General features: G+C 63.3%; 14 protein-coding genes. 3 read left to right on the forward strand and 11 right to left on the reverse strand.

The genetic code is table 11. The features are described from left to right. The first annotated feature begins 73 nt into the window (after window positions 1-73). Together glyA and ASD64_RS00635 are read left to right on the forward strand one after the other, a co-directional pair. Entirely contained in the window at window positions 74-1,378 is a 1,305-nt protein-coding gene (gene glyA, locus ASD64_RS00630; protein WP_056099103.1) for a serine hydroxymethyltransferase, read from the forward strand. 84 nt (window positions 1,379-1,462) lie between these two features. Continuing rightward, on the forward strand, window positions 1,463-2,095 hold the full coding sequence (locus tag ASD64_RS00635; protein ID WP_156459944.1) for a LuxR C-terminal-related transcriptional regulator: 633 nt from the start codon (window positions 1,463-1,465) through the stop codon (window positions 2,093-2,095). 33 nt (window positions 2,096-2,128) lie between these two features. On the opposite strand, the gene ASD64_RS00640 is transcribed toward ASD64_RS00635, so the two are convergent. The 8 genes from ASD64_RS00640 to ASD64_RS00675 form a co-directional block, all read right to left on the reverse strand. Next, window positions 2,129-2,743: a 2,3-bisphosphoglycerate-dependent phosphoglycerate mutase gene (locus tag ASD64_RS00640; RefSeq protein WP_056100134.1), complete on the reverse strand. Its 615-nt coding sequence runs from the start codon at window positions 2,741-2,743 to the stop codon at window positions 2,129-2,131. Window positions 2,744-2,775: 32 nt separating this feature from the next. Continuing rightward, window positions 2,776-3,588, reverse strand: a complete 813-nt coding sequence (dapB, locus tag ASD64_RS00645) for a 4-hydroxy-tetrahydrodipicolinate reductase (RefSeq protein WP_056099105.1) — start codon at window positions 3,586-3,588, stop codon at window positions 2,776-2,778. Beyond that, window positions 3,585-5,492, reverse strand: coding sequence for an ABC transporter ATP-binding protein (locus tag ASD64_RS00650; protein WP_082549800.1), 1,908 nt, complete (start codon window positions 5,490-5,492; stop codon window positions 3,585-3,587). Before ASD64_RS00650 ends, dapB begins: the two co-directional genes overlap by 4 nt. A 93-nt stretch (window positions 5,493-5,585) precedes the next feature. Next, window positions 5,586-6,614: a glucokinase gene (locus ASD64_RS00655; protein ID WP_056099112.1), complete on the reverse strand. Its 1,029-nt coding sequence runs from the start codon at window positions 6,612-6,614 to the stop codon at window positions 5,586-5,588. 403 nt (window positions 6,615-7,017) lie between these two features. Further along, window positions 7,018-8,082, reverse strand: a complete 1,065-nt coding sequence (gene mepA / locus ASD64_RS00660) for a penicillin-insensitive murein endopeptidase (RefSeq protein ID WP_244480675.1) — start codon at window positions 8,080-8,082, stop codon at window positions 7,018-7,020. A 101-nt stretch (window positions 8,083-8,183) separates the two neighbouring features. Further along, window positions 8,184-9,089: an SDR family oxidoreductase gene (locus tag ASD64_RS00665; RefSeq protein ID WP_056099116.1), complete on the reverse strand. Its 906-nt coding sequence runs from the start codon at window positions 9,087-9,089 to the stop codon at window positions 8,184-8,186. Next, a complete protein-coding gene (gene queG, locus ASD64_RS00670; protein WP_056099120.1) occupies window positions 9,086-10,252 on the reverse strand; it encodes a tRNA epoxyqueuosine(34) reductase QueG in 1,167 nt (388 codons plus the stop codon). Before queG ends, ASD64_RS00665 begins: the two co-directional genes overlap by 4 nt. Further along, window positions 10,233-10,925 carry a glutathione S-transferase family protein gene (locus ASD64_RS00675; RefSeq protein ID WP_056099123.1) on the reverse strand — a complete coding sequence of 231 codons (693 nt, stop codon included), beginning with the start codon at window positions 10,923-10,925 and terminating at the stop codon, window positions 10,233-10,235. Before ASD64_RS00675 ends, queG begins: the two co-directional genes overlap by 20 nt. 141 nt (window positions 10,926-11,066) lie before the next feature. Between ASD64_RS00675 and ASD64_RS00680 the strand changes: the two genes are divergently transcribed. Continuing rightward, window positions 11,067-12,005: an undecaprenyl-diphosphate phosphatase gene (locus tag ASD64_RS00680; RefSeq protein ID WP_056099126.1), complete on the forward strand. Its 939-nt coding sequence runs from the start codon at window positions 11,067-11,069 to the stop codon at window positions 12,003-12,005. 82 nt (window positions 12,006-12,087) lie between these two features. Here ASD64_RS00680 and ASD64_RS00685 read toward each other — a convergent pair whose 3' ends face one another. The 3 genes from ASD64_RS00685 to ASD64_RS00695 all read right to left on the reverse strand — a co-directional run bounded on the left by ASD64_RS00685 (window position 12,088) and on the right by ASD64_RS00695 (window position 14,741). Beyond that, the gene (locus ASD64_RS00685) at window positions 12,088-13,062 is read right to left on the reverse strand and encodes a complex I NDUFA9 subunit family protein (protein WP_056099129.1); all 975 of its coding nucleotides are present in this window, start codon (window positions 13,060-13,062) and stop codon (window positions 12,088-12,090) included. 113 nt (window positions 13,063-13,175) lie between these two features. Then, complete coding sequence (locus tag ASD64_RS00690) at window positions 13,176-13,628, reverse strand: DoxX family protein (RefSeq protein WP_056099131.1); 453 nt, start codon at window positions 13,626-13,628, stop codon at window positions 13,176-13,178. Window positions 13,629-13,739: 111 nt separating this feature from the next. Then, window positions 13,740-14,741, reverse strand: coding sequence for an Ldh family oxidoreductase (locus tag ASD64_RS00695; RefSeq protein WP_056099133.1), 1,002 nt, complete (start codon window positions 14,739-14,741; stop codon window positions 13,740-13,742). Window positions 14,742-14,804: the final 63 nt, after the last annotated feature.

The raw sequence follows: 14,804 nt of genomic DNA on the forward strand, positions 1-14,804 counted from the left end.
GATCCCACAATCACGCCGCACGGCGCACCCAGACCAACAATCGCGCCGGACGGCGCAACAACGGAGGAGCCCGATGAATATCCCCGCAAGACCTGGCATGGGCAGCGCACGCTCGTTCTTCCATACCGGCGTGGCCGCTTCGGACCCCGCAGTCAGCGATTCCATCCAGCGCGAACTGACGCGCCAGCAAGATGAGATCGAACTGATCGCGTCGGAAAACATCGTCTCCAAGGCCGTGCTGGAAGCGCAGGGCTCGGTGCTCACCAACAAGTATGCCGAAGGCTATCCGGGCCGCCGCTACTATGGCGGCTGCCAGTTCGTCGACGAGGTCGAGGACCTCGCCCGCAACCGCGCCAAGGAACTGTTCAACTGCACCTTCGCCAACGTCCAGCCGAATTCTGGCAGCCAGGCCAATCAATCCGTGTTCATGGCCCTGATGCAGCCGGGCGACACCTATCTCGGCCTCAATCTCGCCGCCGGCGGCCATCTCACCCACGGCGCTCCGGTCAATCAGTCAGGCAAGTGGTTCAATGTCGTGTCCTACGGCGTCCAGCCGGACACCCACCGCATCGACATGGATGAGGTCCGCGACCTGGCCCGTAAACATCAACCGAAGGTGATCCTGGCGGGCGGCTCGGCCTATCCCCGCATCATCGACTTCAAGGCGTTCCGCGAGATTGCCGACGAAGTCGGCGCCAAGCTGTTCGTCGACATGGCGCATTTCGCGGGCCTGGTGGCGGGCGGCGTGCATCCCAACCCGCTCGACCACGCCCATGTCGTCACCACGACGACGCACAAGACGCTGCGCGGCCCGCGTGGCGGCATGGTGCTGTCCAACGACGAGGACATCGGCAAGAAGATCAACTCAGCCGTGTTCCCCGGCCTGCAGGGCGGACCGCTGATGCATGTCATCGCGGCCAAGGCCGTCGCTTTCGGCGAGGCCCTGACGGCCGAGTTCCGCACCTATGCGGCCAATGTCGTGGCCAACGCCAAGCAACTCGCCGAAACGCTGGCAAATGGCGGCGTCGACATCGTCTCCGGCGGTACCGACACGCACCTGATGCTGGTCGATCTGCGCCGCAAGGGGCTGACCGGTAAAGGCGTCGAGGCGGCGCTGGGTCGCGCACACATCACCTGCAACAAGAACGGCATCCCGTTCGACCCGGAAAGCCCGACTGTGACTTCCGGCGTGCGGCTCGGTACGCCGGCCTGCACGACCAGAGGCTTCACCACGGACGATTTCGGCCATGTCGGCCAACTGACATTGAAGGTGATCGACGGGCTGTCGAAAAACGGCGAGGCCGGCAATGGGGCCGTCGAAGCCGCCGTGCGGGAGGAAGCGCGCGGCCTGACACGTCGATACAAGATCTACGACTGATTTTCGTCGCCGCAAGACTGTCATAGACTGCTAGACTCGGATTGAAGTCCACCGACAGGTGGTGCCGATTTCATTGGCGGGTCCATGACGCAAACGAGCAGGCTGAATGTCGTGATCGCGGAGCGCAACCCGCTTGTGATCGCGGCCGTGCGCGACCTGGTCGGCCGCGACGAACGGTTCAGCTTCGCCGGCTCGGTACAGAGCGGCGAAGCCTTCATTCAGGCGGCTGGCCGGCAGCCGCCTGAATTCGACGTGGCCATCGTCGGCTGGCGATTGTCCGACATGACGGGCGGCGAAGTGCTGGTGGAGCTACAGCGCCGACAACTGGCGCCGCGCGTCATCATCTTTTCCAACGACCACGATGTAGGCATCCTCAAGCAGTGCGTGCGGCTCGGCGCGCAGGGCTTCTGCTACCAGTTCGAGGACCCGCTCATCCTGTTCCAAACGCTGATAGCGGTCGCCAACGGCCGCATCTGCATCCCCTATACGGACGTCACCAAGATCGGCGAGACGAAACTGTCGGGATTGACGACACGCGAACTCGAACTTCTGGCCGTGCTGGCCGACGGCTGGACGAACCTGCAAATCGCCAGCCGTACCGGAATCTCCGAAAATACGGTCAAGTATCACCTGAAGAATCTCTACGACAAGCTGGGCGTACGCAGCCGCGCGATGGCGGTTGCGCTCTATGCAAGCGAAAAGAGGCTGGGCTCGTAGGTACCCGCCTGGACCGTAGCTTCCCGGCCGTCGCTACAGCACTTCCTTCGACGCGACCGTGGAGTCGGCATTCAGCCGGTAGACGATCGGCACGCCGGTGCCGAGTTCCAGCTTGACGATTTCCTCGCCCGACAGGCCGTCCAGCGCCATGATCAGCGCGCGCAGCGAGTTGCCGTGGGCCGCGACAAGCACCGTTTTGCCGCGCAGAACGTGCGGTTGCATGTCATGCAGATAGTAGGGCCAGACGCGCGCGCCGGTATCCTTAAGGCTCTCGCCGCCGGGCGGCGGAACGTCGTAGGAGCGACGCCAGACATGCACCTGGTCCTCCCCCCACTTCTTGCGCGCATCGTCCTTGTTGAGCCCGGAAAGATCGCCATAGTCGCGCTCGTTCAGCGCCTGGTCGCGGATCGTCTCGAGATCGCTTTGACCGAGTGCGTCAAGAATATGCTGGGAGGTCTTCTGCGCCCGCTGGAGAACGGACGTGAAGGCGATGTCGAACTTCAATCCCTTTGCCTTCAATTTCTGCCCGGCCGCCTTTGCCTCGGCATGGCCCTGCTCGGTCAGGTCGACGTCGCGCCAACCGGTGAACAGGTTCTTCAAATTCCATTCGCTCTGGCCATGGCGCACGAGCACGAGGGTTCCCGACATCATTTCTTCCTTCAAGGTTACGGAATTCCGGATCAGCTAAGGCCGAGCACGTCCCGCATGGAATAGAGCCCGGGCTTCCTGCCGCGAGCCCATAGCGCCGCCTTGACCGCACCGCGCGCGAAAATGGCGCGATCGTCGGCATGGTGGGAAAGGACGATGCGCTCTCCCTGGCCGGCCAGGACCACGGAGTGTTCGCCGACCACCGATCCGCCCCGCAAACTGGCAAAACCGATGGAACCGGCCTTGCGCGCGCCGGTGTGGCCGTCCCGCACGCGAACATCGTTGCCGGCAAGCGCAATGTCGCGACCTGCCGCCGCAGCTTCACCCAGAAGCAGCGCCGTGCCGGAAGGGGCGTCGACCTTGTGCTTGTGGTGCATCTCAAGAATCTCGATGTCGAAATCCTCGCCGTCAAGTGCCCGCGCCGCCTGCTCCACCAGCGCGGCGAGCAGGTTGACGCCAAGGCTCATATTCCCCGACTTGACCACGGTGGCATGGCGGGCCGCAGCGGCGATTTTCGCGTCGTCTTCAACGGAACAGCCGGTCGTGCCGATGATATGGACGATGCGCGCCTGCGCGGCATAGCCGGCAAACTCGACCGTCGCCGCTGGTGCCGTGAAATCGAGCACGCCGTCCGCCTTGGCGAATGCAGGCAGCGGGTCGTCGCCAACCGTCACGCCGATCGCGCCAAGGCCGGCCAGTTCGCCGATATCCTTGCCCAGCGCCGGCGATCCGGGCCGCTCGATGGCGCCGACAATACGGGCGCCGGCGGTATCGCCGATGGCGCGAACCAGCGCCTGCCCCATGCGGCCGCCGGCTCCCACGACAACAAGCCCCATATCGCTCATGCGCTTCTCCCCGCCACTTTGCGTGCGCGCCGCTTCACCGGCACCTTTTCAGCTACTTTGTCATCGACGAGACCAAGGCCCTTGTCACCCTGCATCCGGTGGAAGCGCGCATAGGCACTGTGCGGGTCCGCCATCAGCGAGGCGTGGGTGCCTTCCTCGATCAACCTGCCCTGGTCGAGCACCACGATGTGATCGGCATTGACGACCGTCGACAGCCGGTGGGCGATGACGATTGTGGTGCGTCCGCACATCACTTCGCCCAAAGCTTGCTGGACCCGCGCCTCGGACTCGTTGTCGAGCGCCGAGGTCGCCTCGTCGAGCAGCAGGATCGGCGCACGGCGCACGATGGCGCGGGCAATCGAGACGCGCTGACGCTGCCCGCCGGACAGGTTGGCGCCGTTCTCGCCGATCTGGGTCTCATAGCCTTGCGGCTGCTGGCGAATGAACTCGTCGGCGGCAGCCTGGTCTGCCGCCAGGTCGATCTCGGCATCCGTCGCATCCGGCCGGCCGTAGCGGATATTGTCGCGGATCGAGCCTTCGAACAGATAGGGTTGCTGCGAAACATAGGCGATCGACTGGCGCAACGAACGTTTCGTCACCTTGGAAATGTCCTGCCCGTCGATTTCTATGACTCCGCCGTCAAGATCGTAAAAGCGCTGCAGCAAGGCGACGAGTGTGGTCTTGCCGGCACCCGAGGCGCCGACGATGGCCGTGGTCTTGCCGGCTTTCGCGGTAAAATTCACCTTCTGCAGGATCGGCATATCCGACACGTATCCGAACGAGACATCCTTGAAGCGAACCTCTCCGCGTTCGATCTTTGCCCCGACAGCCCCCGGCGCATCGCTTTGCCTCGGCTCCAAATCGAGCAATTCGTAGATCATGCGCGCATTGACCAGCGCCCGCTCGACTCCAACCTGCGTGCGAGCCAGACGCCGTGCCGGGTCGTAGGCGAGCAGCAGAGCGGTGATGAAGGCCATCACGTCGCCCGGCGGATGGTTGGTGGTGGCGGCCTGATAGGCGGCATAACCGATGACGCCCGCCACCGCGAATCCGGCCAGCATTTCGGTGAAAGGGCCAAGCCGCTCCGACACGCGGGCGATCTTGTTGTAGCGGGATTCCGCCTGATCCACCAATTGCCCGACGCGGACGGCGAGTTGGTCCTCCATGGTGAAGGCCTTGACCACGGCAATCCCCTGCACCGCCTCCTGCATGGCCCCGATGAGATGCGAGTTGATGGTCACGGATTCGCGGGTCACGCGGCGCACGCGGCGCATGATGTAGTTGACGGCCCAGACCAGCGGCGGCCCGACGACGAATATGGAAGCGGCGAGATAGGGCTGCTGCCATACCATCACGCCGATAAGGCCGATGAGGCTGACGACGTCGCCGGCAACCGAGCGCAAGGTCATGCTCATGAGGTCGCGGATACCCGCCACATTCTCGTTGATGCGCGCGGCCAGCCGACCGGAGCGTGTTTCGTTGAAGAAATCGACGCCCAGCCGCATCAGATGCTGGAAAACCCGCTTCTGGTAGCGCGCCACGACATTGTTGCCGATCTTGGCCAGCGAAACCGCCTGACCGTAGTTGGCGATCCCACGGACAATGAAAATCACCAGCACAGCGCCGCAAAGAACGGGCGCGCGCTCATAAAGACGGTGGACGAAGATGTCATCGATCAGCGGCTTCATGATCCACGCCGCGAGGCCGGTCGTCACCGCGACGGCCACAAGGCAAACGATGGTGAAAGCGTACAGGCCGAAATATTCACGCCCGTTTTCGCTGAAGATGCGCTTCAGCACAGCGAAGACTTCGCCGGGCGCTGGTTTGTTGTTGTGGTTGCCGACGGTCAAAATCCGGTCCGCTGCAAATATCTGTCCTGAAGGGCGCCGAGCGGCACCCGGCATCCTCTTAGAGCATCGGGCCGAAAAGTGGAAACCTGTTTTCGGTCCGAGACTCAAGCAAGAGAGGAAGTACCGTTGCCGTCTTGCCCGCCCGTGCTATTGCGCCCGCCACCGCCGCCCCGACGTCTCGACGCCGAACTGCCGCGGCGCACGGGCAAAAGCGGCGAGACCGGCAAGCGCCGCCAAGGGGTGAGTGATGACATATATGGGGATGGAACGCAGCAGTTCACTGTGCGGGGCCTTGTCTTCGAATGCGGCCCGGAAATTCCCGGTCTTGAGGGCCGGCACGATCTTCTGGGCGATGCCGCCGGTGAGGAAGACGCCGCCGCGGCTCATGAACACCAGGGCCAGGTCGCCGGCGGTGCGCCCGAGGCAAGTGGCGAACATGGCAAGCGTTTCCTCGGCGATTTCGTCGGTTCCGGCCAATGCGGCAGCGGTAATCTCGGCAGGTACGGTAAGTGCCGGCACCTTGCCGTCGGCCATTGTGATGGCCCTGTAGAGATTGACCAGGCCGCGCCCGCACAGGATCTGCTCGCCGGAAACACGGCCCTCTATCGTCTCGATGTGAGGAAAGACTTCGTAGTCGCGCGGCGTGCGCGGCCCGATATCCATATGGCCGCCCTCGCCCGGCACCGGCACCCAGCCGCCAAAGGCGTGGACGAGCCCAGCAACCCCAAGCCCTGTGCCTGGGCCAAGGACGACGCGTCCGGCATTCGGTTCCGGCGCACCGCCTCCGATCTGCTCCATATGCTCTTCGCCAAGAGCAACGACGGCCAGCGCCTGCGCCTCGAAATCGTTGAGCACCACAACATCGCCAAGGCCAAGCGACGACAGCATTTGTCTCGGCTTCACGATCCACGGGCAGTTGGTCAGCGGGATTTCATCGGCCTCGACCGGACCGGCGACCGCCAGCACGGCCGAATTGGGGCGCAAGGTCGAACGATCCAGTACGGCGGCGCGGATCGCATCGTCGATCGTGGCGAAATCGGCGGTCTTGACGATGTAGGGGTCGCCGGCGTCGGACGCTTCGTCGGCAATAACCGAAAAACGCGCATTGGTGCCGCCGATATCCCCGATCAGGATCGGAAAGCGCAGCGTCGTTGGTGTAGCACCTGCATCCGCCATAGTCGTTCTCAGTTCGTCACCATGAGCCGCACTCGGTTGACCAGGACCAATCGACATTCAGGTTTCGGGCGTGGCGCGAGCCGGAATTCGGTCCTGAAAAGGAGAAAAGCGCAAGGCGATGTTGACCACCGTTGAGCATTTTCGACGCATTCAGGGCCCCGAAATACGCCGCGTCCCCCTGGGATATGGCAAAAGTCGCCCATTTCCGCGTCGCGAATCCTCGACGGTGGGCAACACCGCCTTCGGCTCCGCTCCTCGAACTGAGCGATTTTTGCTCATACCACGCCTCAAATCCTGAATGTCGATTGGTCCTAGCGCATCGCCTCGAAAAGGGAAACGCTTTTCGTATGCACACACTAAATCGATTGAAAGAGGCCCGGTGCCGTCATGCCGGGTCGGCCACTCAATTGTCGGGGCGCGAGCGCGGCAACGGCACGCCGATGTCGGGCGTCGGCGCGAAGGCGCTGATGGATGAAGGCAGCGGCTGGGCACCTGCCGACGACGCAGCTACGGGTTCGGCTGCCGATATGGTTGCGCCACCATCGACAGGATAGGTCACCGCGGCTACCGATACCGGGTCCGGTGCGCTCAACACAGCCCGACAGGCCTTTGGCAACGACGCCATGGTCATGACGTCGCGTGCTTTCGGCGCATCCGGATTCTGGTTCGGCCGCCATGGCTCTTCGGTGAACCACCACGCCAGCGACTTGTCACAACCGTCGCCTGCTGGCGTCGCTGCCTGCCGCTTGCAGTCGGGCGAACCCGGCTGGCAACCGATGCGGACATGGAAATGATAGTCGTGCCCCCAGAACGGCCTGACCTTGCGCAGCCATGAGCGGTCGCCGGTCACCGTGTCGCACAGCTTCTTCTTGATACCCGGATTGACCAGGATGCGCTCGACTTCAGGATAGCTTGCCGCCCGCTTCAACAGTCGTTCGTGGGCGGGTGTCCAGAGCTTTTCGATGACCCGGTGCGTCTTTTCGTTGACCAGCGAGGTCGCGCTCATGTTCTCGCGTTCGCGTGGTGAAAGCCGGCGGTCAGGCATCGGCGTGAACCAGATGTCGGCATCGAGGCCGATCTGGTGAGAGGCGTGGCCGGTCAGCATCGGCCCGCCGCGCGGCTGCGAGATGTCGCCCAGCAACAGCCCTGGCCAGCCACCGGCAACGGCATCCCTAGACAATTTCTCGATCAGGGAGATCATTGTCGGATGACCCCAGCGCCGATTGCGCGACAGCCGCATCGCCTGCCAGGTCGGGCCGTCGGTAGCAATCGCGACCCCGCCGGCAAAGCAGCCTTTCGAATAAAAGCCGATCGATTGCGGCGCGGTTGCCGCCGGCAGATCCTTCGCGCCGAACAGGGTTTTCGCCAGGTCCTGAGCGTTTGATTGAGGCACGTTCAAGCCCGAAAAGGCGAGTACCGCTGCGACAGCCAGGGCAGATCGCGCAACCCTGCCCAACAATGACCGCATCGCCTGTTTCATCAAAGTTCGGTATCCCCGCATGGCTGGCCGCCCACTTCCGCGAAAACGGAAACGGGGCGAATCACATCATGTCGCCAACTGCGACGGGATCAAGACCGTTTCATCGGGCTACGCGCTTCGCCTTCCGCCCAGTTGCCCGATGACCACATGGCGTCCAGCGCGCTGCGATAGTCTGGGAAGTTGAACGAATAGCCGGCAGCCTTGATGACGGCGTTGGAAACGCGCTTGTTCTCGCCATAGAACGAGCGCGCCATCGGCGTGAGATCGGCCGCTTCGAAGGCGATTTCCGCTGGTGGCTCGACACCCATCAGGCTAGCCGCGTAGGTGACCACATCCTGCGGCGGCGCCGGCTCGTTGTCGGTGACATTGAAGATGCCGCCACGATTGTGCGTGGCCAGATGCAGCAAGGAACCGGCTATGTCGGCGACATGGATGCGGTTGAAGACCTGTCCCGCCTTGACCAGACGCCGCGCCGTTCCTTGGTTGAGATTGACCAATGCATTGCGGCCCGGACCATAAATCCCGGACAGCCTGAGAATTGCCACCGGCAGGCTAGTCTCCCGACCGAGCGCAAGCCAGAGTCTCTCGGCCTCCACCCGCATCATCGAGCGGCGCGACACCGGCCGGCAGGCGGCCGTCTCGTCGACCCAGCCGCCGCCATGGTCGCCATAGACGCCCACCGTGGACAGATAGCCGATCCATTGCAGCGCCGGCATCGCCTGGCCGATTGCGGTTCGAGCCGCGTTGAGCACGGGATCGCCGGCCTCGTCGGGGGCCACGGAAACAATCAGATGCGTGGTACCGGCAAGAGCGCTCGAAATCTCCGGCGCCGGCGCGCCGGCAAAGACAAGCGGCTTGATCCCCGCTGCTTCCAGCCCAGAAAATTTCTGCGGCGAACGCGTGGTGCCGAAAACCGGGACGCCTTCCGGGCAAAGCCGCGCAAATGCCTTGCCCGAATATCCGGCACCAAAAATGAAGACCTGCTTCACCGTCACCCCCTTATCTCCTCCTGCCGGCTGTTGCCCAAGGCTTGCCGCCATTCTTCGCACACGCCGGCGTCGCCTTCCATTTCCAATGCAACATTGGCCAAGCTGGCGAAATCCCAGGCGGACATCAGTCTTGACAAGGCCCAGACGGCGGCGCCGCGCACCAGCGGCGAGCCGTCCGAAAGAAGCCCTCTCGCCTGCTCGACGAGAGCCGGGTCGCCGGAATTGCCGGCAGCGACAAGCACGTTGCGGATGAAGCGGTCCCGCCCGATCCGCTTGACCGGCGAACCTGAAAAGAAGCTACGGAAGGCCGCGTCGTCCAGGGCCACAAGGTCGGCAAGCGACGGCTCGCGCAGATCTTCGCGCGCCGCCAGCTTGGCCTCCGAGGCTACTTGCGCAAACTTGTTCCACGGACAAGCGGCGAGGCAATCGTCGCAGCCATAGATGCGGTTGCCGATCGCCTCGCGAAATTCCAGCGGAATCGGCCCCTTGTTCTCGATGGTGAGGTAGGAGATGCACCGGCGTGCGTCCAGCCGGTAGGGTGCCGGAAAGGCGTTGGTCGGACAGGCGTCGAGGCAGGCGCGGCATGAGCCGCAACGATCGGCCTCGCGCTCATCCGCCATCAGGTCGGCCGTGGTGAATATGCTGCCTAGGAACAGCCACGAGCCATGCTCCCTGCTGACCAGATTGGTATGTTTGCCCTGCCAGCCCACGCCCGCCGCCTCGGCCAGCGGCTTTTCCATAACCGGGGCGGTATCGACGAACACCTTCACGTCGCCGCCTGCCTTGGCCACGATCTTGCCGGCGATCTCCTTCAAGCGCCCCTTCATCACGTCGTGATAGTCGCGGTTGCGCGCATAGACGGAAATGGCGCCCCGGTCGCGGCGCGCAAGCAGGTCGCGCGGATCGTGGTCAGGCCCGTAATTCATGGCCAGCACAATGACCGACCGGACCTCCGGCCACAGAGCCGAAGGGTCGCCGCGCCTCTCCAGCGTTTCTTCCATCCAGCCCATCGTGCCGTGGAAACCCTCGGCAACGAACTGCGCCAGCCTTGCCGGCGCAAGCGGAATGGAATCGGGCGAGGTGACCGCGACCACGTCGAAACCGGCGCGTTCCGCCTCGCGGTCGATCAGCGCCCGAAGTTTCTCAACTTCAGAAGTCAAGGTCCGCATAGTGCGACACCGGCGAAAGGCCGCGCACCCGGTCGGACAGGAGCGGGCGGAACGAGGGACGCGACTTCACCCGCGTATACCACTCGCGGGCAGCGCCATGGTTGCGCCATTCTATCTCGCCAAGATAGTCGAGAACCGACAAGGTGGCCGCAGCGGCAAGGTCGGCATAAGTGATGCGGGATCCTGCCAGCCATGGGCGCGTACCGGCCAGCCAGTTGGTGTATTTCATATGCTGCTTGATGTTGGCGCGCGCCGCGCGAATGGCTGCGGAATCCGGCGACCCTCCGCCAACTTCCTCTGGCATCAGTGGTTTCAGCACCCGCTCGCGGACCAGATGCCTGGTGACTTCGCCTTCAGTCTTGGTCAGGTACCAATCGGTCAACCTACGAATTTCAGCCCGATCCAGCGGGCCTTCGACGAACAGCCGCCGCTCGCGCTTCAGCACGCCGCGCGTCTCATCGAGATATTCGGCAATCACCGAAGCGCCGACGATCGGTATGTCGCCTTCGGCAAGCAGGATCGGCAAGGTTCCGGCCGGATTGAGGGTCAGGAACTCCTTGCGCCGCGTCCACGGCTTCTCCTCGATAAGGGCCAATTCTTCACCATATTCGCCGAAAGCGAGGCGAACGAAACGACAGGAAGCGGACATCGGATGATGAAAAAGCGTCAGCATGGTCTCTTGGGTCACAAGTGCTATGGCGAATCGCCCGGTGCACCGATAAGTCTTGACCGCCTCGGAGAGCGGTCTGTCAACACGTTGCGAGCTATAGGGTCAGATCGGCGACATGACAAGCAAACTGGAGCCGATTGACCCATGCAAAGCCAGACCATCATCGAGGCCCTGCTGCTCGGGCTGCTCGAAGGCTCGACCGAGTTCATTCCGGTTTCCTCGACCGGTCATATCCTGCTAGCCGGTCATTTTCTAGGTTTCAAATCGACCGGCAAGGCGTTCGAGGTGCTGATCCAGCTCGGCGCCATCCTGGCCATTCTAAGCGTCTATGCCGGGCGTTTCTGGACATTCCTGAAACGCCCGGACAGGATCTGGCTGCTTGGCGAAACGATTGTCGGCGTGCTGGCTTCGCTGGTCTGGCTGGGCGGCTGCGCATTCGAGCTTGTCGCCTCGGCGGTGCGGCGCAGGAAACCGAACCTGTTCCTGCCGCCGGAACTGCCAAACGATCCGGCGGTCAGGATGATGGTCAGCCTCGCCATCGGCTTTTTGCCGGCGGCCATCATCGGAGTGCTGGCACATGATTTCATCAAGACGGTGCTGTTCGAAACGCCGAAGCTGATCTGCATCATGCTGATCCTCGGCGGCATCGTCTTGCTGTGGATCGACCGGCTCGACCTGAAACCGAAATATGCCAGCGTCGCCGATTTCCCACTGTCGCTCTACCTGAAGATCGGCCTGTTCCAGTGCCTGGCGATGATCCCCGGAACCTCACGGTCCGGCGCGACCATCGTGGGCGGCCTCTTGATGGGTGCCGACAAGCGCGCGGCGGCGGAATTCTCGTTCTTTCTCGCCATCCCCACGATGCTGGGCGCCTTCACGCTCGACCTGGTCAAGAACTGGGGGGCGCTGTCGGCGGCGGATTTTCCGATCATCGCGGCCGGCTTCATCGCCGCCTTCGTCATGGCGGTCATCGTCGTGCGCAGCCTGCTCGGTTACGTTTCGCGCCACGGCTATGCGCTGTTTGGATGGTGGCGGCTGATCGTCGGCGGCGTTGGGCTGGCGGCCCTCTTCATCTGGGGCTAGATCGGACCGAAAGTGGAAACCGGTTCTCGGAAATCCGATGCTCAAAAAAAGAGGTCAGGACGAACGGCGATATAAATCCAGTTCAACCGGCAGGCTTGCGCTGGAACTGGCCGGCCGCACGGAAACGCCACAGATAGGTAGGCAGGATGGTCGCGAGCGATTGCGGCTGGATGCCCAGACCGGCGAGCGTCCTGCCATCTCTTGTTGCCAGGTCCGAAACTACGTTATCCGACCGCAACTGTGCGACCTGGTCGCGGGTTAGAAGTGGATTGGGCATCAGGCCAAGGATGGATGCCTGGATATCGGCGGCCCACCACGGTACGGGCACCAAAAGGCGGTCGCGGTCTATGACGGCCAGCAATTCCTGCATGCATTCCTTGAAGGTGAGTACGCTCGGCCCACCCAGTTCATAGATCTTGCCGCCCTCGACAGCCCCTTCCACCGAGCGCGCGGCGGCTTCGGCGACGTCGTCGACATAAACCGGCTGGAATTTCGTCGCGCCGCCCCCGATCAGGGGCAATACCGGCGAATAGCGGGCCATGGCGGCGAAACGGTTGAAGAAGCCGTCCTCGGGGCCGAAATTGATCGACGGCCGCAAGATCACCGCATCCTTCACCGTCTCCAGCACGGCTTTCTCGCCAAGCGCCTTGGTTCGCGCATAAGCTGACTCCGAATTGATGTCGGCGCCAATGGCCGACACATGGGTCAAGCCAGCGCCGACAGAACGGGCGGCTTCGGCGACGGCGCGCGCGCCGAATTCGTGGACCGTGCGGAATTTCTGGCGGCCGCTTTCATGCAGGATGCCAACCAGATTGATGACGTGGTCCGCGCCGATGACCGCCTGATCGACCGACCAGCGCACGCGCAAATTCGCCTGCACCGGCTGAATCTGGCCGACATTGCCGAGCGGCTGGAGGTGCCCTGCCAGATCGGGTCGGCGGCAGGCAACGCGAATGCGATAGCCCCGCTTGGCCAAGGCCCGCACCACATGGCGCCCGACAAAACCCGACCCGCCAAAAATGACCACGAGCTTGGGGGTTTGCAGGATTTCGGTCATGATCGGCTCCGGCTATACGCCCCGGCCGTGCCGGGGCTTGGCTGTCGCCGCTTCATAGTCCGTTTTGCGCCGAAGGCAAAGTGCGGTCGGTGGTCGCTACAGACTATCGCCGGTCAGAATGCCTTGCCGATGCGGGCATCGACCGAATGGCGGTTGGCACCGCGAATGACGAAGTAGAACAGCATCGCCGACCAAAGGATTGACTTCTCCGCTCCGGAAAAGCCCTGCCCCATCGTGATCCAATGGAACCAGACGGTGACCAGAAGCACGATCAGGCCGGCAAATGCCGCCGGTCGTGTCAGGAAGCCGATCATGATGAAGATGCCGCCGAAGAATTCGGTGCACGACAAAAGCAGCGACCACAACGCTCCCGGGTAGAAGCCGAGGCCCTCGACCATTCCCGCCGCACCAAAAGGATCGGCGATCTTCGACGCACCATGGACGACAAGGACGGCGCCGGCGGCGACACGCAAGAGCGTTTCGGCACCCTCATGAAGAGACGAATAGAGGCCGCCCAAGGCAGGGACGATCAGGCGAGGACGTGCGTTTTCGGCGGTGGCTGACATCAGGAATCCTTTTTGTGTGCTGTAGCGCACACACCTGAACTGCCGGTTCACCGTCAAATGAAATAAAGTTGATCTGAACATTCAACTTATTTGCCGGCGAACGAGCCGGCCTCAGGCGGAGTAGCGCGATGCGAACTCCGAAATGCGTTGCACCACCTCCTTGGCAATGGTGACGCCTCGCGCGGCGGCTCGCTCGGACGCCTCGGCGCGCGACCGGCCGGGGATATGAACGCCATACTGCCGCCTCAGCCGGTCAAGCTGGTCCTTCATCCGCCCCTCGAAATCGGGAGCGAGCAATTTCGGCTCGACCGCGACGATGAACAGCCCCGCTCCCGGGCCTTGCTTGCCTTCGGCCAAGGATGGTGCATCGAGCGACCAGTTGGCCCCGGTCAGCCCGGCAGCCAGCACTTCGACCATCAGCGCGATGTTGGCGCCGCGCTCGCCGCCAAAGGCCAGCAACGCCCCTTTCATCGCCGCTTGCGGATCGGTGGTTGGGTTTCCGCTTGCATCGATCGCCCAGCCTGGCGCAATGGGCTCGCCTGCCTCGGCAGCCTCGCGGACTTTCACAAAAGCGGTGGCGCTGGCGGCTTGGTCGATGACCAAGGGTGGGCCATCCGCCGATGGCGCCGCGAACGATAGCGGATTGGTGGAGTAGACCGGCTTGACCGAACCCGACCCGGCAAGCAACGCCGGACCGTTGGTCGCCGCGAGCGCCACAAGCCCTTCGGCGGCGAGCCGCCGGGTGAAGTAGCCGAGCGCGCAGCAGGTATAGGCATTCTTCTGGGCGAAGATCGATATTCCGAACAGCCGGGCTGCCTTGGCGAGTTCGCCGATGGTCCGGTCGAAACCTGTGTGGGCCACACCGCCCTGCCCATCGGACAGGAACACGGCCAACGCGGGCCGGCTGAGCGAGGGCTCGGCCTTGCCGTCAATGCGGCCAGCCTCAAGCGCCTCGAGATAGTCGATGAAATGCGAAAGTCCGACCGCCCTGCAACCTTCCGCCTCGGCTGTCACGGCGGCTGCGGCGATGGAACGGGCCACCTCGTCGCTGGCGCCGGCTCCAAGGGCTGCCATGCGGCAAAGACCGGTCGCCTGTTCAAGACTAAGCTGCATGACTTGCTCTTGCACTGCTATCTTTTGGCACTGCTATCTTTTGGCACCGCTACCTTGTGGCAC

Origin of the sequence: Mesorhizobium sp. Root157, from assembly GCF_001427385.1 — a bacterium.
GTDB lineage: Bacteria > Pseudomonadota > Alphaproteobacteria > Rhizobiales > Rhizobiaceae > Mesorhizobium.

Excerpts from the sequence above, each read along its gene's own strand:
- glyA (WP_056099103.1), top strand. The coding sequence starts at position 74 with ATGAATATCCCCGCAAGACCTGGCATGGGCAGCGCACGCTCGTTCTTC.
- ASD64_RS00635 (WP_156459944.1), top strand. The coding sequence starts at position 1,463 with ATGACGCAAACGAGCAGGCTGAATGTCGTGATCGCGGAGCGCAACCCG.
- ASD64_RS00640 (WP_056100134.1), bottom strand. The coding sequence starts at position 2,743 with ATGTCGGGAACCCTCGTGCTCGTGCGCCATGGCCAGAGCGAATGGAAT.
- dapB (WP_056099105.1), bottom strand. The coding sequence starts at position 3,588 with ATGAGCGATATGGGGCTTGTTGTCGTGGGAGCCGGCGGCCGCATGGGG.
- ASD64_RS00650 (WP_082549800.1), bottom strand. The coding sequence starts at position 5,492 with ATGCCGGGTGCCGCTCGGCGCCCTTCAGGACAGATATTTGCAGCGGAC.
- ASD64_RS00655 (WP_056099112.1), bottom strand. The coding sequence starts at position 6,614 with ATGGCGGATGCAGGTGCTACACCAACGACGCTGCGCTTTCCGATCCTG.
- mepA (WP_244480675.1), bottom strand. The coding sequence starts at position 8,082 with ATGCGGTCATTGTTGGGCAGGGTTGCGCGATCTGCCCTGGCTGTCGCA.
- queG (WP_056099120.1), bottom strand. The coding sequence starts at position 10,252 with ATGCGGACCTTGACTTCTGAAGTTGAGAAACTTCGGGCGCTGATCGAC.
- ASD64_RS00675 (WP_056099123.1), bottom strand. The coding sequence starts at position 10,925 with ATGCTGACGCTTTTTCATCATCCGATGTCCGCTTCCTGTCGTTTCGTT.
- ASD64_RS00680 (WP_056099126.1), top strand. The coding sequence starts at position 11,067 with ATGCAAAGCCAGACCATCATCGAGGCCCTGCTGCTCGGGCTGCTCGAA.
- ASD64_RS00685 (WP_056099129.1), bottom strand. The coding sequence starts at position 13,062 with ATGACCGAAATCCTGCAAACCCCCAAGCTCGTGGTCATTTTTGGCGGG.
- ASD64_RS00690 (WP_056099131.1), bottom strand. The coding sequence starts at position 13,628 with ATGTCAGCCACCGCCGAAAACGCACGTCCTCGCCTGATCGTCCCTGCC.
- ASD64_RS00695 (WP_056099133.1), bottom strand. The coding sequence starts at position 14,741 with ATGCAGCTTAGTCTTGAACAGGCGACCGGTCTTTGCCGCATGGCAGCC.